The organism is Streptomyces malaysiensis subsp. malaysiensis, from assembly GCF_040653035.1.
In the GTDB taxonomy this organism is placed as follows: domain Bacteria; phylum Actinomycetota; class Actinomycetes; order Streptomycetales; family Streptomycetaceae; genus Streptomyces; species Streptomyces malaysiensis.
The window spans coordinates 29462-47495 of sequence record NZ_JBEZNG010000020.1 but is presented as its reverse complement, the minus strand read 5'-3'; the positions used below and the strand labels follow the sequence as shown (position 1 = coordinate 47495).

The window sequence follows — 18034 nt, the reverse complement described above, 5'->3', positions numbered from 1 at the left end:
AGACACCCGCCGACACCCGGTGGACGCCGCTACGCCCCCACCGCCTCGGCGCCGCCGGACGCCCCCCAGGGGGCGCGGCGGACCGCCCGCAGCGCCCTGCGCCGCCGCAGCCCGGTGAGCCGGTCGATGAACAGCCCGCCGTCCAGGTGGTCGTACTCGTGCTGGAGACAGCGCGCGAAGAAGCCCGTGCCCTCGATCCGCACCGGCTTCCCGGCCATCGTCATGCCCTCGATCACCGCACGGTCGTAGCGCGGGGTGCCCGCCTCGATGCCCGGCAGCGACAGACAGCCCTCCGGCCCGCGCACCGTCACCCCGTCGGCCGCGGCCAGCCGGGGGTTGACCACATGCCCCAGATGACGGTGGTCCTCGTCGTCCGGGCAGTCGAAGACGAAGACCCGCAGTCCCACACCGATCTGATTGGCGGCGAGCCCCACCCCGTGCGCCGCGTACATCGTGGCGTACATGTCCTCGATCAGCCGGGCCAGCTCGGCGTCGAACGCGGTGACCTCCTCGCACCGCGCGCGCAGCGCCGGATCGCCGAGGAGCCGCATGGGCCGCACCGCTCCGCGGCTGCCCGGGATCACGCCATGTCGCATGGCAGCCAAGCCTACGGGGCCCGGGGAGTGTCCTGCGCGGGTGACGGGGATTCGGGACAGCCGCCGGATCTCGATAGGCTTCTCCTCGACCGTGGCCTCCCGGCTGGCGATGCGGCGCGGAGGGGGCATACCACCGGCGCCTCGGGGGGCAGGAAGCGGCGCCGGTATGCGAGGAGGATCGAGAAGACGATGTCAGGCAACTCGGAGCCGCTGTCACCGCGGGCCAAGCTGGCCGTGACGGCGGGCAAGGCCGCGGCGGCGGTGTCGCGGGCCGCGGGCCGCGGCAGTGGATCGGTGATCGGCGGCAAGGTGGCCCTGCGGCTCGACCCCGATCTGCTGGGCAGGCTGGCGCAGCACCTGGACGTCATCCTGGTGTCGGCGACCAACGGCAAGACCACGACCACCCGGCTGATCGCCGAGGCGCTGCGGGCGGCCGGCCCGGTGGTCTCCAACGCACTGGGCGCCAATATGCCGGCCGGTATCACCTCGGCCCTGGCCGGTGGCTCCGACGCGCGCTACGGCGTGATCGAGGTCGACGAGAAGTATCTCGCCGGTGTGGCGCGCGACACCGAGCCCAAGGCGATCGCGCTCCTCAACCTCTCCCGTGACCAGCTCGACCGCGCCGCCGAGACCCGGATGCTCGCCGAGAAGTGGCGCGAGGGCCTGACCGGCTCCAAGGCGGTCGTGATCGCCAACGCGGACGACCCGCTGATCGTCTGGGCCGCCTCCTCCAGCCCGAATGTGGTCTGGGTCGCCGCCGGGCAGGAGTGGAAGGACGACGCCTGGTCCTGCCCGTCCTGCGGCGGTGTGCTCCAGCGCCCGGGCGACGACTGGGTCTGCGCGGAGTGCGGTTTCCGCCGTCCGATCCCCAGCTGGGCGCTGAACGGCGACTACGTCCTCGATCCGCACGGCGCGGCCTGGCCGATCCACCTCCAGCTCCCCGGCCGTGCCAACAAGGCCAACGCGGCCACCTCGGCCGCCGTCGCCGCCACCTTCGGGGTGCCCCCGCAGGTCGCGCTGGAGCGGATGTACCAGGTCCAGGCCGTCGCGGGCCGCTATGACGTGGTCACCTTCCAGGAGCGCCAGATGCGGCTGCTGCTGGCGAAGAACCCGGCCGGCTGGCTGGAGACCTTCTCGCTGATCGACCCGCCGCCCACCCCGGTGATCCTCTCAGTGAACGCGCGCGGCGCCGACGGCACCGACACCTCCTGGCTGTGGGACGTGGACTACACCCGGCTCGCCGGGCACCCGATCTGTGTACTCGGCGACCGCAAGCTGGACCTCGCGGTGCGCCTGGAGGTCGCCGGGCTGGACTTCCGGGTCTGCGCGGATGCGGACGAGGCGGTGCGGATCTCGCCGCCCGGCCGCATCGAGGTGATCGCCAACTACACCGCGTTCCAGGACCTGCGCCGCCGGGTCGGCAACTGACCCCCCGTACGAGAGGCACGAAGATGCGTAGCACGAGCCAGAACGGCCTGCGTGTGGTGTGGGTCTACCCCGACCTGCTGAGCACGTACGGCGACCAGGGCAACGTCCTGGTGGTGGAGCGCCGGGCGCGTCAGCGCCGGCTGGAGGTCTCCCGGCTGGACGTCCGCTCCGACCAGCAGATCCCCACCTCCGGGGACATCTACCTGGTCGGCGGCGGCGAGGACCGCCCGCAGCGGCTGGCCGCCGAGCGGCTGATCCGGGACGGCGGGCTGAACCGGGCGGTCTCCAACGGGGCGATCGTCTTCTCGGTGTGCGCCGGGTACCAGATCCTCGGCCATGAGTTCATCAACGACCTCGGGCAGCGCCAGCAGGGCCTGGGGCTGCTGGACGTGGTCAGCAGCCGTGGCGAGGGCGCCCGGTGCGTCGGGGACGTGCTGGCCGACATCGACGAGCGGCTCGGGCTGCCCCCGCTGACCGGCTTCGAGAACCACCAGGGCGTCACCCACCTCGGCCCGACCGCCCGCCCCTTCGCCAGGGTCCGGTTCGGCAACGGCAACGGCTCGGGCGACGGCTTCGAGGGCGCGTACCACGACACCGTCTTCGGGACGTACATGCACGGCCCGGTGATGGCCCGCAACCCGCATATCGCGGACCACCTGCTGAAGCTGGCCCTCGATGTGAACGCGCTGCCGCCGGTCGACGACCAGTGGTACGAGGCGCTGCGCAACGAGCGGATCGCGGCGGCCACCCAGCCCGCCTGAGCCGCCACCCGCTCGCCCGAGCACAGCCCAGGCCGAGAGTGCCCGCATGGCGGACATCCGGCCGATCACCGCGCCCCCGCCGCCCGGCCGCTTGTAGGGTGGCGGGGTCCCGCCGGACGACGCGGTCCGGCCGTCGGCCCCCATCGCAGACAGAGGTATGCGTGCCATGCGCATTGGTGTGCTCACATCCGGCGGCGACTGCCCCGGCCTGAACGCGGTCATCAGGTCAGTCGTCCACCGGGCCACCGTCGATCACGGCGATGAGGTGATCGGCTTCCAGGACGGCTGGAAGGGCCTGCTGGAGTGCGACTACCGCAAGCTGGACCTGGACGCCGTGAGCGGCATCCTGGCCCTCGGCGGCACCATCCTCGGCTCCACCCGGGTGCGCCCCGAGCATCTGCGGGACGGTGTGGAGCGGGCCAAGGGGCATGTGGCGGAGCTCGGCCTGGACGCGGTCATCCCCATCGGCGGTGAGGGCACGCTCAAGGCCGCCCGGCTGCTCTCGGACGCCGGGCTGCCGATCGTCGGCGTGCCGAAGACCATCGACAACGACATCGCCTCGACCGATGTGACCTTCGGCTTCGACACCGCGGTCGGGGTCGCCACCGAGGCCCTTGACCGGCTCAAGACCACCGCGGAGTCCCATCAGCGGGTGCTGATCGTCGAGGTCATGGGACGGCACACCGGCTGGATCGCGCTGCACTCGGGCATGGCAGCGGGCGCTCATGCGATCGTCGTCCCGGAGCGCCCGTTCGACATCGAGGAGCTCGCCAGGACCGTCGGGGAGCGGTTCGAGGCGGGCAAGAAGTTCGCGATCGTGGTGGTGGCGGAGGGCGCCAAGCCGCGCGAGGGCACGATGGACTACGAGGCCGGCGGCAAGGACGTCTACGGCCATGAGCGCTTCGCGGGCATCGCCCACCACCTCTCGGTCGAGCTGGAGCGGCGGCTCGGCAAGGAGGCGCGGGCGGTCATCCTGGGCCATGTGCAGCGCGGTGGCACCCCGACGGCGTACGACAGGGTGCTGGCCACGCGCTTCGGCTGGCACGCGGTCGAGGCGGTCCACCGCGGTGCATTCGGCACGATCACGGCCCTGCGCGGCACGGACATCGGCCTGGTGCCGCTCTCGGCGGCCGTGGAGCGGCTGAAGACGGTCCCCGCCGAACGGTATGCCGAGGCCGAGTGCGTACTGTAGTGCCGACACAAGCCGGTTAATGCCGACTTCACGGGCCCGGCCATCGGCCATCACTTGCGCAACCCTTACGGCGAGCAACCAGGTCCGCGAGAGCGGCGCCGGTTGAGGCGCTGAAAGAGGAGCACCGGATGGATCACGGTGGGCACGGCATGATGATGGATCTGCCGCCGTTCACGCTGTCGCGCGGGCTGGAGTTCGGCGGCGATCCGTTCTTCCTGGTCGGCTGTGTGCTGGCGCTCGGTCTTTACGGCTGGGGCGCCACCCGGCTGTGGCGGCGCGGCGACGCCTGGCCGGTGGGGCGCGTGGTCTCCTTCGTGCTCGGGGTGCTGACCATCGTGGTCGCGATGTGCACCAGGCTGAACGACTACGGCATGGTCATGTTCAGCGTCCATATGGTGCAGCACATGATCATCAGCATGGTCTCGCCGATCCTGCTGCTGATGGGCGCGCCGGTCACGCTGGCCCTGCGGGCCCTCCCGGCGGCCGGGCGCGGCCGCAAGGGGCCCCGGGAGCTGCTGGTCGCGCTGTTGCACAGCCGCTATATGCGGGTCATCACCCACCCGGCGTTCACGATCCCGCTGTTCATCGCGAGCCTGTACGGGCTGTACTTCACCCCGCTCTTCGACTTCCTGATGGAGAGCAAGACCGGGCATATCGCGATGATGGTCCACTTCCTCGCGGTGGGCCTGGTCTTCTTCTGGCCGATCATGGGCGTGGACCCGGGCCCGCACCGGCCCGGCTATGTGATGCGGATGCTGGAGCTGTTCGCGGGCATGCCGTTCCACGCGTTCTTCGGCATCGCGCTGATGATGGCGACCGAGCCCATGATCGGGACGTACCAGCACCCGCCCGCCTCGCTGGGCATCGACGCGCTGTCGGACCAGACCTGGGCGGGCGGTATCGCCTGGGCGTTCAGCGAGATCCCGTCGGTGATCGTCCTGGTGGCGCTGGTCCACCAGTGGTACAAGTCCGAGGAGCGCCAGGCTCGGCGCATCGACCGCACCGCGGACCGGGACGGCGACCAGGAGCTCGCGGCGTACAACGCCTATCTGGCCTCGCTCCAGTCCCGGGGCAACTGAGGCCGCACCGCGGCCGCCGGCCCCGGACCGGAACCGCTTGGACCCTGAGCCGCCGAAGCCCGGCCGCCTGCTAGCGGCCGGGCCCCGGACCGCGAGACCATGGACCCGGGCCCTGGGTGGCCCGGATCCTGGCGAAGGGGCGTCAGGACCGCCGTGAGGAGGTCGGGGATGCCCGGTTCCGCGAAGACGATGACGGTGGCCACGGTGGGGGGCCTGGTGTTGGCGACGGCCTACACCGTGGCGCTGGGGAGCAACGGCTGGCTCTGGTTCAGCTGGGTCGTGCTCGGACTGCTGACCGTGGGGGTCGTGCTGGCCCGGGGCTGAGCGGCGGGGCCTTCGGCGTCCCCGCGAAGTCGCCCCCCTTACGGAGCCGCCGCCGTGACGGCGTCGCCCTTACGGTCGCCACCGCGCCGTCGCCGCCCTTACGGGGCGCCCGGTCGCCGCCCATAGGGGGCGGATCCCGAGGGCCTGCCCAGCAGCCGCCGCCATAACGCCGTCCACCACGGAACGCGCCCGGAGGCCAACGCCCCGGGCCCCTCGGCGGCGGGCGCGAGCGGTGCCGGGGCCGGTTCCCGCTCGGGCGTCGGACGTGCCCGCGGCCGAGAGGGGAGGACGCCCGTGGCGGGTTCGTCCACGATGTCCGGCTCGGGGCGGCGGGGCATGAACTCCACCGGCAGCGCCACCAGATGGCGGGAGATCCAGGACGAGAGCCAGGACAGCTCGGACTCCTCGACGGCGAGCCGCAGATCGGGCAGGCGCAGCAGCAGGGTGTCGATGGCGGTGTCGGTGATGGCTCGGCCGATGTCCTGCCCCGGGCATTCGTGGGGGCCGCCGCTGAAGGCGAGATGGGACCGGTTGCCGTACATGGGCGCGCCGATGTCGGGGCGGATGGCCGGATCGACGTTTCCGGCGGCCAGCCCGAGCAGCAGCATGTCCCCGGCCTTGATCCGCTGACCGCCCAGTTCGGTGTCCCCGGTGGCCCAGCGGCCGGGGACGACGGTCAGCGGGGGCTCGTTCCACAGCACATGCTCGATGGCGTCCGGCAGGGTCATCTGGCCGCCGGCCAGGGACGCGCGGAAGCGCGGGTCGGTGAGGACCATGCGCAGCGTGTTGGCCATCAGATTGGTGGTGGTCTCGTTGCCGGTGAGCAGCACCAGCCGCAGATGCTGGACCACCTCCTCCTCGGTGAGGCCGGAGGGGTGGGCCAGCAGCCAGGACGCCAGGTCCTCGCCGGGGTCGGCGCGTTTGCGGTCCACCAGGCCCTTGAGCGCCCCGGTGACGTACGCGTCGCTGCGCAGGGCCGTCTCGGTGCCCTTCATCAGGTCCCGGGTGGCCTGGACCAGCCGCGGGCCGTACTCGTCGGGCATGCCCAGCAGTTGGGTGAGGACGAGCATGGGCAGCTGCTCGGCGAAGGCGGTGACCATCTCGGCGCCCCCGTCGGCGCAGAAGTCGTTGACCAGCTGATGGGTGAAGCGGGTGACATGGCGGCGGATCCCGCGGCGGTCGAAGCGCCCCATGGACTCGGTGAGCGCGGCCCGCAGCCGCTCATGCTCGTCACCGTCGGCGAAGGTGCACATGGGCTGCCATCCGACCACCGGCAGCAGGGGCGAGTCGGCGCCGATCCCGCCGTCCTTCCAGGCGTGCCAGTGGCGGGAGTCCCGGGAGAAGCGGGAGGGGGTGCGGGAGACCTCCAGGTTCTCGCGGTAGCCCAGCAGCAGCCAGGCCGGTATGCCACCGTCGAGCACGATCGGGGCCACCGGGCCGTGCTCGACGCGCAGCCGCTCGTACAGGCCCATCGGGTCCTTCTCGTTCTCGGGCCCGAGGAGGTCCACCGGACCGCTGTCGGAGAGCGCGGGGTGGACGGGGCACCGGGCGGGCGGGGGTTCGGCGGGCCCGGGACCGGGGCCGTCGGGATGAGGGGTCACGGAGTCTCCGGTGTCACGGGGTGGAGGGATTGCAGATGGCGCACGAGGGTGAGGAGGGTGTCACGGCTGGAGGCCCGGTCGCGGGCATCGCAGTCGATCAGCGGTACGGAGTCGGGCAGGTCCATGGCCGCGCGCAGCTCCGCCATGGGGTGGACGGGCGCCTCGGGGAACGCATTGACCGCTACCACGAAGGGCACACCGCGCTCCTCGAGCCGTCCGACCGCGTCGAAGCTGACCTCCAGACGGCGGGTGTCGATCAGGACCACGGCGCCGAGGGCGCCCTCGAAGAGGCCGTTCCACAGGAACCAGAACCGCTCCTGGCCGGGGGTGCCGAACAGATACAGCACCAGCTGTTCGTTGAGGCTGATCCGGCCGAAGTCCATCGCGACGGTGGTCTCGGTCTTGCGCTCGATCCCCGCGATGTCGTCCACCCCGACCCCGGCCTGGGTCATGGTCTCCTCGGTGGTCAGCGGCCGGATCTCGCTCACCGAGCCGACCATGGTGGTCTTGCCGACCCCGAACCCTCCGACGATCACCACCTTGACGGCTGCGGACGCGGAGGCCGGGAGGGTGTCCTCGCCGCGCGGTCCGACGATCTCCTCAGAGGTTCTGTAGTCCATGCATCACCGCCTGGAGCAGTTCGGGGTCGGGCAGCACGGCGGCCGGGACCGGCGCCCTGGCCTCCACCCGGCCGTCCCCCAGCAGCTCCGCGAGGAGTAAGCCGACGGTGGAGACGGGCAGGGCCAGATACGCGGAGATCTCGGCCACCGAGAGCGGGAACCGGCACATCCTCAGCACGGCGGCGGCCTCGGGCGCCATCCCCGGCTCCGGCTCGGCGCGCGCCACGATCAGGCTGACGAGCTCGACGGGCCGGGGTTCCTCCGGGGCGCGGCCGCGGTTGACGGTGTAGAGCCGGTCGGGCCCGCCCTCGTCCCACGGCCTGCCGGATTCGCTCATGTCACCCGTCCGTCGACCCGGGGCGGGCTGCTGAGGTGCTCCCCGAGCCGGGCGACCAGGTCTCTCATGCACTGGCCCATCAGCCCGGCGTCCACGCTGTCCTCGGCGAGCACCGCCAGATAGGAACTGGTACCGGCCGCCATCAGATAGAAGAAGCCGCCGTCGACCTCGATGACGACCAGCCGCATCCGCCCGTCCCCCTCGGGGAATTCGGCGGCGATGGCGCCGGAGAGGCTCTGGAGGCCGGCGCAGGCGGCGGCCAGGCGGTCGGCGGTGTCCTTGTCCGTACCGACCTGGGCCATGCACAGGCCGTCCGAGGACAGCAGGACCACGTGGCGGGTCTGCGGAACGCTGGACGCCAGGTCCCGGAGCATCCAGTCCATGTTGAACCGCGGTGGGGTCACTTGCCTACTCATCCTTGTCCGACGATGTGTTCTGGGCGTTCGGGGTGCTCGGGGGGTTCGGGGCGGTCCCGACGTTCGGGGTGCTCGGGGGGTTCGGGGTGCTCGGGGCGGTCTGGACGTCCGGGGTGTCGGGGGCCCTCCGGGGGTCCGGGACGGCCGGCGGGCCCGGTGCGTCCTCGGCGGCGTCCGCCACCGGGATCGGTTCGCCGTTGAGCCCCTTGGTGAAGGCGTCCAGCCAGATCCCGGGTTGCACGGGCCGCCGGACCGGTTCGCGGGGCGCGGCGGGCGCCGCCGGGGGTGCGGAGTCGACCCTGAACGGCGGGCGGGCCGGGGTGACCATGGGCATCCGGCGGTGGCGCTGCGGGAGCCCGGCGCCGTTCTGCCGGAAGCCGGGCCCCGGGCGGTCCGACGGCACCGGGCCGGTGCGGGCGCGGGTGGGGGACGGCAGGGGCGTGGCCCGCTTGATGGGCTTGGGCGGCGGCAGTTTGGCCGCGCGAGCGATCATGCCACCGGGTGCGGGGGTGGGGCAGACGATGTCCTGCGGTACGACCAGCACCGCGCGCACCCCGCCGTAGGCCGAGGGCCGCAGCGAGATCTGGAACCGGTACCTCGCGGCGAGCCTGCCCACCACGGCCAGGCCGAGCCGCGGCGTTTCGCCCAGGTCGTTGAGGTCGAGTCCGGTGGCCGCCTGGATCAGCACCGCGTCGGTGCGCCTGCGCGCCTCCTCCGACAGGCCCACCCCGGCGTCCTCGATCTCGATGGCGATCCCGGACTGGACCTCGATCGCGGTCAGATGGACCCGGGTCTTGGGCGGCGAGTAGCGGGTGGCGTTGTCGAGCAGTTCGGCGAGGGCGTGGATCAGCGGCTCCACCGAGGGGCCGACGATGGCCACATCGGCCACCGAGTGCAGATCCACCCGCTCGTACTCGAGGATGCGGGACATGGCGCCGCGGCACACATTGAACAGCGGCACCTCCTTCTGCCACTGGCGGCCCGGCCGCGAGCCGCCCAGGACGGCGATGGAGTCCGCCAGCCGGCCGATGAGGGCGTTGCCGTGGTCCAGGTGGAGCAGATCCTCGAAGACGTCCGGGTCGGCGCCGTGCTTGTCCTCCATCTCCCGTACGTCATGGGCCTGTTGGTGGACGATGGCCTGCACCCGGCGGGCGATGTTGACGAAGGCCCGCTGGGCCGCGTCCCGCAGGTCCTCCTCGGTCCGTACGGTCTCCAGCACCCACCGGAGCAGCTGCCCGTGGGCGGCGTCGAAGTCCGGGTCGATACCGGGCACATGGTCGATGTCCTTGACCGACTCGTGCACCCCGGCACCGCGCTGGAGCCGGGCCACCGCCAGGGGCAGCACGTCCTGGGTCAGCCTCCGGATCGCCTTCTCCTGGTCCACCAGGCGCTGCCGCAGCCCGGCCTCCTGGGCGGTGAACCGGGTGCGCAGCATGGTGATCAGCAGGCCGCGGCGCATCGCCTCGACCGCCGCCAGCGCCACCGCGAGCGTCGCCACCACCCCGCACCAGATCACCGCGGCCCGCGCGTCGGCGGGTACCACGGCGACGGCGAGCGCCGCGCAGAGTGCCATCGCGGCGGGAGGGATGACCCATACGAGCGTGGAGGCGGGCCGTCGTCCTCCGGATGAGGTGCCGGCGAAAACCATGGGCATCCTTAAAAACAGCGAAGAGAAATGGGTGCGGAATACGGGCGATGATGAACCAGCCCGTCATGGGCCCTGGAGCATAGCGGTTTCACCGTGGCATGAATCGAATATGCCTCTTTCTTCGAAATGCATCACCAGGAATTCAAAGAGCGAGAAAAAGCGATCATCCGCATTCATTCTTTGACCGTGAATGATCGCGCTCTGGGCGAATCTGCTCATGGCGAAGGAGTCTGGGCAGCGTGGCACCCCGGCCCGTAGCGTCCGGGCATGACCACTGGAAGCGCATGTGTGATCGGGGCGACGGGGCAGATCGGCCGGGCGGCGGTACGCGCGCTCGCCGCGGACGGATGGCGGGTGCGGGCCGCCTCGCGCGGCGGGGGCCGCGACGAGAGCTGGCCCGCGTCGGTGGTGGGCGTGGCCGTGGACCGGAACGACGACGCGGCGCTGGCGGAGCTGATCGGGGACGGCTGCGATGTGGTGCTGGACTGCGTCGCCTACGGCCGGGCGCACGCACGGCAGTTGCTGGGGCTCGCGGACCGGATCGGCTCCGCGGTGGTGATCTCCACCGGGGCGGTGTACGAGGACGACCAGGGCCGGGGGTTCGGCACCCAGGACCGGCCCGACGGCGCCCCGCGCTATCCGGTGCCGCTCCCCGAGTCCCAGCGGACCGTCCCGCCGGGCGACGGTTACGGCGGCCGTAAGGTGGCGCTGGAGCGGGAGCTGCTGGCCGCCGGGGACCGACTGCCGACCACCCTGCTGCGCGCCGGGGCGATCCACGGCCCGCACTGCCGGACCCCCCGTGAGCTGTACTTCGTCAAACGGGCGCTGGACGGGCGGCCGGTGCGGATCCTGGCGTACGGCGGCCGCAGCCGGTTCCACCCGGTGCATGTCGACAACCTCGCGGAGCTGATGCGGCTGGCCGCCCACCGGCCCGGTTCACGGGTGCTCAACGCGGGCGATCCGCAGGCCCCGACGGTCGCCGACATCTCCGCCGCGGTGGACGCGGTGCTGGGGGTGCGCGGTGAGCTGGTGCTGATCGACGGGGAGCCGCCGCATCCGCATGTCGGCAGCACCCCCTGGAGCCTGGCCCACCCCCTCGTCTACGACATGTCCGCCGCCGAACGGGAGTTGGGCTACCGCCCGGTGACCGGCTACCCGGAATCGCTGCCGGCGACGGTCGCCTGGCTGGCGGACCGGCTCGCGGCCGCCCCCGACTGGCGCACGGCCTTCCCCGACATGGCCGCCGCCTACGACCCGATGACCGATCTGTTCGACTACGCGGCCGAGGACGCCTGGCTGCGGAGCGGCGGACACCCCCTCGCGCCCTGATCCCTTCGGGCGAACGGCGCCGGGCCGCGCTGGAAACAGAGCCGGGCCCGTACGGGAAACAGAGTCGGCCCGTACGGGAAACGGCACCGGGCCCGTGCGGGGAACGCACGGGCCCGGCCCATCACCACATACCGCCGCTCGCCGAACTACTTGACGAGGACGGCGGCCTCCTTGGCGGCCTTCGCGTCCTTCGCGGCCGCCGCGCCGGACTTCGCGGGCACCGGTGTGGCGTGCGGAGCGCAGGTCACGTCCGTGGCGTCCACCGTGCCCTTGAGCAGGTAGGCGTCCACCCGGTCGTTGACACACGGGTTGACCAGACCGGTGACCCCGTGCGAACCGGCGTCCTTCTCGGTGACCAGGCGCGACCCCTTCAGCCGCTTGTGCAGCTCCACCGCGCCCTCGTACGGGGTCGCGGCGTCACGGGTGCTCTGCACGATCAGCGTCTCGGGCAGCCCCTTGGCGGCCCCCACCTCAAGCGGAGTCCGCTGCTTGGCGCCCCAGGTGGCGCACGGCAGGTTCATCCAGGCGTTGGACCAGGTCAGGAAGGGGTAGTCGCGGTGGAGCCGGGTGTTGTCCCGGTCCCACTTCGACCAGCTGGTCGGCCACTTGGCGTCGGCGCACTCGACGGCGGTGTAGACGGCGTTGCCGTTCTCCGAGGCGATGTTGCCCGCGGTGTCGGACATGTCCGGGCCCGCGGCCTCGACCAGCGCCTTCTCATCGCCGGCGAGGTAGTCGCTCCACACCTGGGCGACCGTGGCCCACGAGGAGTCGTAGTACGGAGCGCTCTGGAAGAGCCCGAGCAGCTCGGCCGGGCCCACGACCCCGCCGATGGGGCTCTTCTTGGCGGCCGCGCGCAGCTTCTCCCACTGCTGCTGGACCTTCGCGGGGGTGTCGCCGATGTGGTAGGCGGCGTCGTTCTTGGCGACCCACGCCTTCCAGTCGTTCCAGCGCATCTCGAAGGCCACGTCCTGGTCCAGGTTGGCCTGGTACCAGATCTTCTCCCGCGAGGGGTTGACCACGCTGTCCACGATCAGCCGGCGCACATGGGTCGGGAAGAGCGTCGCGTAGACCCCGCCGATGTACGTTCCGTACGACACGCCCAGGTAGTTGAGCTTCTTGTCGCCGAGCGCGGCCCGGATGACGTCGATGTCACGGGCGGTGTTGGGCGTCGTCATATGCGGCAGCATCCAGCCGCTGCGCTCCGCGCACCCTTCGGCGTACTCCCGCGCCAGCTTGCGCTGGACACGCTTGTCCGCCTCGCTGTCGGGCACCGGGTCCAGCTTCGGGGCCTTGACGAACTCCTGGGGATCCACACAGGAGATGGCCGCCGAGTGGCCCACCCCGCGCGGGTCGAAGCCGACGAAGTCGTACGCCTTCGAAGCCTTCGTCCACAGCGGGTTCTTGGTGGTGACCCGGGTCGGGAAACGGAGCCCGGAGCCGCCGGGCCCGCCCGGGTTGTAGATCAACGACCCCTGTCGCTCGGAGGCGGTGCCGGTGTTGGCGATCCGGTCCACCGCGAGCTTGATGGTGCGGCCGTTCGGCTTGGCGTAGTCGAGCGGCACGGTGACATAGCCGCACTGGATGGGCTTGGCCAGCCCCCAGTCGGCCGGGCAGTCCGCCCAGTCGATGCCCTGCTTCGCGGCCTTGGCCGCGGCCACCGCCACACCACGGGCCTCGGCGGCCCCACCGGGCGTCCGCTCCGCCGCCCCGGCCGTGGGGGCGGCCAGCGCACCGGTTATCAGCGCACCGGCGATCACACCGCCGGTCACGCCGAAGATTGCTGTGCGTCTCACGTAGTAATCCCCCTGCTTTGTTGCGCCGCCAGGAGCGGCAATGATCACAGAGTGTCAGGGGGATTCTTCTGTCTGGCTTACCGCCGAGTACAGGGCAAACCGCCGTTTCTTTATCAAGACGTGAACATCAACCCACGGCGGCGGCCGCCTCGTCGAGGGCCCTGCGGAGCTGAAGGGCGTCCGGCGCCACGGCCGTGGCGAGGGCGGCGGGGCCGCTCAGGGGCGTGAGGACGGCGGTCGCGCCGAGCAGTCGTGGCCCCGCGACGGGGCCGCTGTCGCGGGACGGGTCGACCACGAGCAGCTGTCCCACCGCGCGATGCCCGCCGAGAACCGCGCCGCCGTCCCAGCCGGGGGCGCCGGGGCCGTAGGCGAGTTCCTGGTCGAGCAGCGGGCGCCCGGCGCGGTGGACGGTGAGACGAGTGGTCAGATGGCCCGGGGACTCGCCGGTACGGCCCAGGATCTGCTCCTCGCGGAGCACCAGGCGGGCGGTGGGGGCGAGTTCGACACGGGTGGTCATGCGCAGATCACTGCCGTGGGCGGAGATCAGGGGTTCGGGCAGCCAACGCAGGGTCGCGCCGTCGGCGACGGTCAGCCGGATCTCGTAGTGGGCGGGCCCGGCCGACCGCCCGGGCAGGGCGATGGTCGCCGCGGCCGAGCCGATGCGCAGCCGGGCGCCCGGCCCCGCCGTCACCTCCAGCGCGATCCGGTCGCCGCCGAGGGGCGCGCTCATGGCACCGACCACGGTGACCTGCGCCTCCCCGTCCACGACGCTCCGGGTACGACGCAACGCGAGCGGCCCGTCCCCCACAAGAACAGGCAACGCGATCCCACCCCGCCCATCCACCTCAGCCCGAACCCGCCCAACGACCCGAACGCCTGCGTTTGGGGCGTTTGGGGCGTTTGCAGTGCTTGGGGTGCGCGTAGTGCCCGAGGAGGCCACCGCAGGCGAGGTGGGCGTCATAGCTGAGGGGTCCGCCGCGCCCGAGGGGCCTGCCGCACCCGGGGTGGCCGAGCCTCGCCCCGGGTCCGGGGCGTCCCGCGCCGGGGCGCGCCCGGACATCCGCGACGCGGGACGCGGCTGTTCCCCATCGGATACGGCCGGACCGCCCGCCCGCGGCAGCTCCGGGCCGGGCACGGCATCTGGGGTGGGCGTCATGCCGGAGTCGCTGTCCAGGCGGCCAGGTGGGTGCGGACCCAGTCGGCGATGGGGCGGACGCCGTCCTCGGCGACCAGGGAGGTGAAGGCGACGGGGAGTTCACCTCGCTGGGCCTTCGCGTCGCGCGCCATGCGCTCCAGGTCGGAGCCGACGTACGGGGCGAGGTCGGTCTTGTTGACGACGAGCAGATCGGCGGTGGTGACGCCGGGGCCTCCCTTGCGGGGGATGTCGTCGCCGCCCGCGACGTCGATGACGAACACCTGCGCGTCGACCAGGCCCTTGGAGAAGGTCGCGGTGAGGTTGTCCCCGCCGGACTCGACCAGGATCAGATCGAGCGGACCCACGGACTCCTCGAGTTCCTCGACCGCCTCCAGGTTGGCGGAGATGTCGTCGCGGATCGCGGTATGCGGGCAGGCGCCGGTCTCCACGGCGGTGATGCGTTCGGGCGGAAGTACGGCGTTGCGCAGCAGGAACTCGGCGTCCTCACGGGTGTAGATGTCATTGGTGACCACAGCGAGGGAGAACTGGTCGCGCAGCGCCCGGCACAGCGCGGCGACGGTCGCGGTCTTGCCCGAGCCCACCGGCCCGCCGAGGCCGATGCGCAGCGCCCTGCGGGTGCCGTCGGGGCGGTGGGGGGCAGGGGCGCCGTAGGTGTGGCGCGGGGGGTAGGGGTCCGCGTGGTCGAGATGCATGACGGCTCCGATGTTCCAACGGGTGCGGGGGATGCGGTTCGGTTCGCGCCGGGGTTACGAGGCGAAGAGGCGTACGGACCAGGTGGCGTGCTGTTCGGCGGCGATGTCGAGCAGTGGCGCGGAGGCGGCGGGCAGCGCGCCGGGGCCCTGGTCGAGGGCCCGCCGTGCCGCCTCGGTGGCCCGCGCCACGACCTGGTCCAACTCGGGCGCGAGGCGGGCGAGGACGGCGGTGGCGTCGAAGGGGTCGAGGCTCAGCAGCCGTACGGCGGCGGTCGCGGGCCCGCTCACCGCCTCGTACCCGGCGGCGTACGCGGCGTCCGGCGGCCCCAGCCCGGCGGCCCGCGCGGCGAGTCCTAGCACCACGGGCTGGTGCGCCCCGCGCGGCCGGGCGGCGGCGAGGGCGTCCAGCTCGGGCGACGGCCAGGTGGCGCGGGCGGCGCGCATCAGCTGACGGCCGAGCCGCCGGGCGGTGGCGCGCAGCGCGGGGGCGGGGGTACGGGCGTCCGCCGCCTCGTCCAGCGCGAGCGGGTCGAGCCCGGCGGCAGCAGCGGCGGCGAGCCCGGCAGCGGTGAGCCCGGCGGTGTGCAGCCGGCCCCGGCAGAACGCCTCCAGGGAGGCCGCGTCATGGATCCGACCCGCCGCGACGGCGGCCTCGGCACCGCCGGAGTGAGCATGGCCTCCGGCGGGAAACCGACCATCGGCAAGAATAAGCAACGCGGCAACCCCGCCGGGGGCCTCACCGCGACCCCCGCTCGCGGCCTCACCCCGGACCCCGGGGACCTCGCCGCGCCCCCCGCCCGGAAGTTCGCCGCGGCCCGCGGCCGGGGCCTCTTCCCCGGGCACCCGTTGCGCGGCCGGGAGGCCGGGGCCTGCCGCGCGTCCTGTGGGTGGGGCTTTCGTCGTCGGGTGGCGGGCACGGTTCGGGGCGTCCGGTGGCGGGGTAGCGGGGGTCCAGGGGGCGGAGCCCCGTGGTTTCGGGGAGGGGCGGGGTGGGGGAAAGCCCGCCCACGCCCCACCCGCGGCCGACCCACCGCCGCCCCAAGGCACGGGCGGGATCTCGTTCGCAGTCATGACGGACGCCCGGTCAGAAGAGGAAGTACCGCTGGGCCATGGGAAGTTCCACCGCCGGAGCCGGTTCCACGGGCTCGCCGTCGATCGTCACCGTGAACGTATCGGGGTCGACCTCGACCCGCGGCAGGGCGTCGTTCTCCCGCATATCCGCCTTGCCGACCCCTCGGGTACCGCGGATCGGGACGAACCGTTTGCGGAGGTCCAGCCGGTCCACCAGCCCGTCGTCGAGCGCCGTCGGGGTCACGAAGTTGACCGAGCCCGTGGCCGCCGCGCGGCCGAGCGCGCCGAACATGGGGCGCGGCAGAACCGGCTGCGGGGTGGGAATCGAGGCGTTGGCGTCGCCCATCTGCGCGTAGGCGATCTGCCCGCCCTTGATCACCAGTTGCGGTTTGACACCGAAGAACGCGGGGTCCCACAGCACCAGATCGGCCAGCTTCCCGGTCTCGATCGAGCCGATCTCCCCGTCGAGCCCCTGGGCCACCGCCGGATTGATGGTGTATTTGGCGACATAGCGACGCGCCCGGTGGTTGTCGGCACGGCCGTCACCGGGGAGGGCGCCGCGCCGCCGCTTCATCACATGCGCGGTCTGCCAGGTGCGCAGCACCACCTCGCCGATCCGCCCCATGGCCTGGGAGTCGGAGGAGATGATCGAGATCGCCCCGAGGTCGTGCAGCACATCCTCGGCGGCGATGGTGCTGGGCCGGATGCGGGACTCGGCGAAGGCGAGGTCCTCGGGGACGGCCGGGTTGAGGTGGTGGCAGACCATCAGCATGTCGAGGTGTTCCTCGACGGTGTTGATGGTGTGCGGGCGGGTCGGATTGGTGGAGCTGGGCAGCACATTCGGCTGGGAGACCACGGTGATGATGTCGGGCGCGTGCCCGCCGCCCGCGCCCTCGGTGTGGTACGCGTGGATGGAGCGCCCGGCGATGGCGGCGAGGGTGTCGCCGACGAAGCCCGCCTCATTGAGGGTGTCGGTGTGGATGGCGAGCTGGGCGCCGCTCTCCTCGCAGACGCCGAGGCAGGCGTCGATGGCGGCGGGGGTGGCCCCCCAGTCCTCATGGATCTTGAATCCGAGGGCCCCGCCGCGCAGTTGGGACCACATCGCCTCGCGCGAGACGGTGTTGCCCTTGCCGAGCAGCCCGATGTTGACCGGATACCCTTCCAGCGCCTCGAACATCCGGGCGAGGTGCCAGGGGCCGGGGGTGATGGTGGTCGCCTTGGTGCCCTCGGCGGGGCCGGTGCCGCCGCCGACGAGGGTGGTGATCCCGGAGGCGAGCGCCTGGTCGACGAGGGTCGGGGAGATGAAGTGGACGTGGGCGTCGATGGCGCCCGCGGTGAGGATCCTGCCGTTGCCCGCGATGACCTCGGTCTCGGGCCCGATGACGAGGTCGGGGTGGACGCCGTCCATGGTGTCGGGGTTCCCGGCCTTGCCGATGCCGGTGATACGGCCGTCACGCAGGCCGATATCCGCCTTGACAACGCCCCAGTGGTCGAGCACGACGGCGCCGGTGATCACGGTGTCGGGGGTGCCTTCCGCGCGGGTGGCGCGGGATTGGCCCATGGACTCGCGGATCACCTTGCCGCCGCCGAAGACCGCTTCGTCCCCGGCCCGGCCGGGCCCGCCGCTGCGGTCCTCCTCGACCTCGATGAAGAGGTCGGTGTCCGCGAGCCGTATACGATCCCCGGTGGTGGGGCCGAAGAGATCGGCGTACACCGCGCGGTTCAGCTCAACGGTCATAGTGCACCCTTTCGTTCGCTTCTCCGCCCGCGAGGCGACAGCGCACCCCGTCTCCCCCACACCACCCCGCGGCCCCGCACGCGACGCTCACAGCACCCTCCCGTTCGCTTCTCCGCCCACGAGGCGACAGCGCACCCCGCCACCCACGCACAACCCGGCGGCCCCGCACGCGACGCTCACAGCACCCTCCCGTTCGCTTCTCCGCCCACGAGGCGACAGCGCACCCCGCCACCCACGCACAACCCGGCGGCCC

17 protein-coding genes are annotated in these 18034 nt (G+C 72.4%); 6 read left to right on the top strand and 11 right to left on the bottom strand.

The annotated features are described in order from the left end of the window. Positions 1 to 29: 29 nt before the first annotated feature. Positions 30 to 596 carry a peptide deformylase gene (def, locus tag AB0E24_RS31920; RefSeq protein ID WP_079259838.1) on the bottom strand — a complete coding sequence of 189 codons (567 nt, stop codon included), beginning with the start codon at positions 594 to 596 and terminating at the stop codon, positions 30 to 32. A gap of 189 nt (positions 597 to 785) precedes the next feature. Between def and AB0E24_RS31915 the strand changes: the two genes are divergently transcribed. From AB0E24_RS31915 to AB0E24_RS31895, 5 genes are all read left to right on the top strand, one after another. Further along, positions 786 to 2024, top strand: coding sequence for a Mur ligase family protein (locus AB0E24_RS31915; RefSeq protein WP_069867312.1), 1239 nt, complete (start codon positions 786 to 788; stop codon positions 2022 to 2024). 23 nt (positions 2025 to 2047) lie between these two features. Beyond that, entirely contained in the window at positions 2048 to 2785 is a 738-nt protein-coding gene (locus AB0E24_RS31910; RefSeq protein ID WP_069867313.1) for a type 1 glutamine amidotransferase, read from the top strand. A 166-nt stretch (positions 2786 to 2951) separates the two neighbouring features. Next, positions 2952 to 3977 (top strand): 6-phosphofructokinase, encoded by a 1026-nt coding sequence (locus tag AB0E24_RS31905; protein WP_093702013.1) that lies wholly within the window; start codon positions 2952 to 2954, stop codon positions 3975 to 3977. A gap of 128 nt (positions 3978 to 4105) precedes the next feature. Beyond that, positions 4106 to 5056 carry a cytochrome c oxidase assembly protein gene (locus AB0E24_RS31900; protein ID WP_359382216.1) on the top strand — a complete coding sequence of 317 codons (951 nt, stop codon included), beginning with the start codon at positions 4106 to 4108 and terminating at the stop codon, positions 5054 to 5056. A gap of 168 nt (positions 5057 to 5224) precedes the next feature. Beyond that, positions 5225 to 5380 (top strand): hypothetical protein, encoded by a 156-nt coding sequence (locus AB0E24_RS31895; protein WP_167746864.1) that lies wholly within the window; start codon positions 5225 to 5227, stop codon positions 5378 to 5380. 98 nt (positions 5381 to 5478) lie between these two features. On the opposite strand, the gene AB0E24_RS31890 is transcribed toward AB0E24_RS31895, so the two are convergent. From AB0E24_RS31890 to AB0E24_RS31870, 5 genes are read right to left on the bottom strand one after another with little or no spacing between them, the layout of a single operon-like run. After that, the gene (locus tag AB0E24_RS31890; protein ID WP_435865347.1) at positions 5479 to 6981 is read right to left on the bottom strand and encodes a cytochrome P450; all 1503 of its coding nucleotides are present in this window, start codon (positions 6979 to 6981) and stop codon (positions 5479 to 5481) included. Further along, entirely contained in the window at positions 6978 to 7601 is a 624-nt protein-coding gene (locus tag AB0E24_RS31885) for a GTP-binding protein (protein ID WP_069867317.1), read from the bottom strand. Before AB0E24_RS31885 ends, AB0E24_RS31890 begins: the two co-directional genes overlap by 4 nt. Then, complete coding sequence (locus AB0E24_RS31880; RefSeq protein ID WP_069867318.1) at positions 7582 to 7938, bottom strand: DUF742 domain-containing protein; 357 nt, start codon at positions 7936 to 7938, stop codon at positions 7582 to 7584. The genes AB0E24_RS31885 and AB0E24_RS31880 overlap by 20 nt, the downstream gene beginning before the upstream one ends. After that, positions 7935 to 8354, bottom strand: coding sequence for a roadblock/LC7 domain-containing protein (locus AB0E24_RS31875; protein WP_069867319.1), 420 nt, complete (start codon positions 8352 to 8354; stop codon positions 7935 to 7937). The genes AB0E24_RS31880 and AB0E24_RS31875 overlap by 4 nt, the downstream gene beginning before the upstream one ends. Beyond that, positions 8347 to 10002 carry a sensor histidine kinase gene (locus AB0E24_RS31870; RefSeq protein WP_359382212.1) on the bottom strand — a complete coding sequence of 552 codons (1656 nt, stop codon included), beginning with the start codon at positions 10000 to 10002 and terminating at the stop codon, positions 8347 to 8349. The genes AB0E24_RS31875 and AB0E24_RS31870 overlap by 8 nt, the downstream gene beginning before the upstream one ends. Before the next feature lie 267 nt (positions 10003 to 10269). On the opposite strand from AB0E24_RS31870, the gene AB0E24_RS31865 reads away from it, so the two are divergent. Continuing rightward, positions 10270 to 11331, top strand: coding sequence for an NAD-dependent epimerase/dehydratase family protein (locus AB0E24_RS31865; RefSeq protein ID WP_359382209.1), 1062 nt, complete (start codon positions 10270 to 10272; stop codon positions 11329 to 11331). Positions 11332 to 11477: 146 nt separating this feature from the next. Here AB0E24_RS31865 and AB0E24_RS31860 read toward each other — a convergent pair whose 3' ends face one another. The 5 genes from AB0E24_RS31860 to AB0E24_RS31840 all read right to left on the bottom strand — a co-directional run bounded on the left by AB0E24_RS31860 (position 11478) and on the right by AB0E24_RS31840 (position 17781). Beyond that, positions 11478 to 13124: an alpha/beta hydrolase gene (locus AB0E24_RS31860; protein WP_099015732.1), complete on the bottom strand. Its 1647-nt coding sequence runs from the start codon at positions 13122 to 13124 to the stop codon at positions 11478 to 11480. Positions 13125 to 13251: 127 nt separating this feature from the next. Next, positions 13252 to 13944 (bottom strand): urease accessory protein UreD, encoded by a 693-nt coding sequence (locus tag AB0E24_RS31855; RefSeq protein ID WP_435865346.1) that lies wholly within the window; start codon positions 13942 to 13944, stop codon positions 13252 to 13254. Between the two features lie 332 nt (positions 13945 to 14276). Further along, positions 14277 to 14972 carry an urease accessory protein UreG gene (gene ureG, locus AB0E24_RS31850; protein ID WP_079259834.1) on the bottom strand — a complete coding sequence of 232 codons (696 nt, stop codon included), beginning with the start codon at positions 14970 to 14972 and terminating at the stop codon, positions 14277 to 14279. Between the two features lie 54 nt (positions 14973 to 15026). Next, a complete protein-coding gene (locus AB0E24_RS31845; protein WP_079259833.1) occupies positions 15027 to 15686 on the bottom strand; it encodes an urease accessory protein UreF in 660 nt (219 codons plus the stop codon). 370 nt (positions 15687 to 16056) lie between these two features. After that, entirely contained in the window at positions 16057 to 17781 is a 1725-nt protein-coding gene (locus AB0E24_RS31840; protein ID WP_359382201.1) for an urease subunit alpha, read from the bottom strand. Positions 17782 to 18034: the final 253 nt, after the last annotated feature.

What these genes read in the sequence shown, in the direction of transcription:
- def (WP_079259838.1), bottom strand. Translation starts at nt 596, where the DNA reads ATGCGACATGGCGTGATCCCGGGCAGCCGCGGAGCGGTGCGGCCCATG.
- AB0E24_RS31915 (WP_069867312.1), top strand. Translation starts at nt 786, where the DNA reads ATGTCAGGCAACTCGGAGCCGCTGTCACCGCGGGCCAAGCTGGCCGTG.
- AB0E24_RS31910 (WP_069867313.1), top strand. Translation starts at nt 2,048, where the DNA reads ATGCGTAGCACGAGCCAGAACGGCCTGCGTGTGGTGTGGGTCTACCCC.
- AB0E24_RS31905 (WP_093702013.1), top strand. Translation starts at nt 2,952, where the DNA reads ATGCGCATTGGTGTGCTCACATCCGGCGGCGACTGCCCCGGCCTGAAC.
- AB0E24_RS31900 (WP_359382216.1), top strand. Translation starts at nt 4,106, where the DNA reads ATGGATCACGGTGGGCACGGCATGATGATGGATCTGCCGCCGTTCACG.
- AB0E24_RS31895 (WP_167746864.1), top strand. Translation starts at nt 5,225, where the DNA reads ATGCCCGGTTCCGCGAAGACGATGACGGTGGCCACGGTGGGGGGCCTG.
- AB0E24_RS31885 (WP_069867317.1), bottom strand. Translation starts at nt 7,601, where the DNA reads ATGGACTACAGAACCTCTGAGGAGATCGTCGGACCGCGCGGCGAGGAC.
- AB0E24_RS31880 (WP_069867318.1), bottom strand. Translation starts at nt 7,938, where the DNA reads ATGAGCGAATCCGGCAGGCCGTGGGACGAGGGCGGGCCCGACCGGCTC.
- AB0E24_RS31875 (WP_069867319.1), bottom strand. Translation starts at nt 8,354, where the DNA reads ATGAGTAGGCAAGTGACCCCACCGCGGTTCAACATGGACTGGATGCTC.
- AB0E24_RS31870 (WP_359382212.1), bottom strand. Translation starts at nt 10,002, where the DNA reads ATGGTTTTCGCCGGCACCTCATCCGGAGGACGACGGCCCGCCTCCACG.
- AB0E24_RS31865 (WP_359382209.1), top strand. Translation starts at nt 10,270, where the DNA reads ATGACCACTGGAAGCGCATGTGTGATCGGGGCGACGGGGCAGATCGGC.
- ureG (WP_079259834.1), bottom strand. Translation starts at nt 14,972, where the DNA reads ATGCATCTCGACCACGCGGACCCCTACCCCCCGCGCCACACCTACGGC.
- AB0E24_RS31840 (WP_359382201.1), bottom strand. Translation starts at nt 17,781, where the DNA reads ATGACCGTTGAGCTGAACCGCGCGGTGTACGCCGATCTCTTCGGCCCC.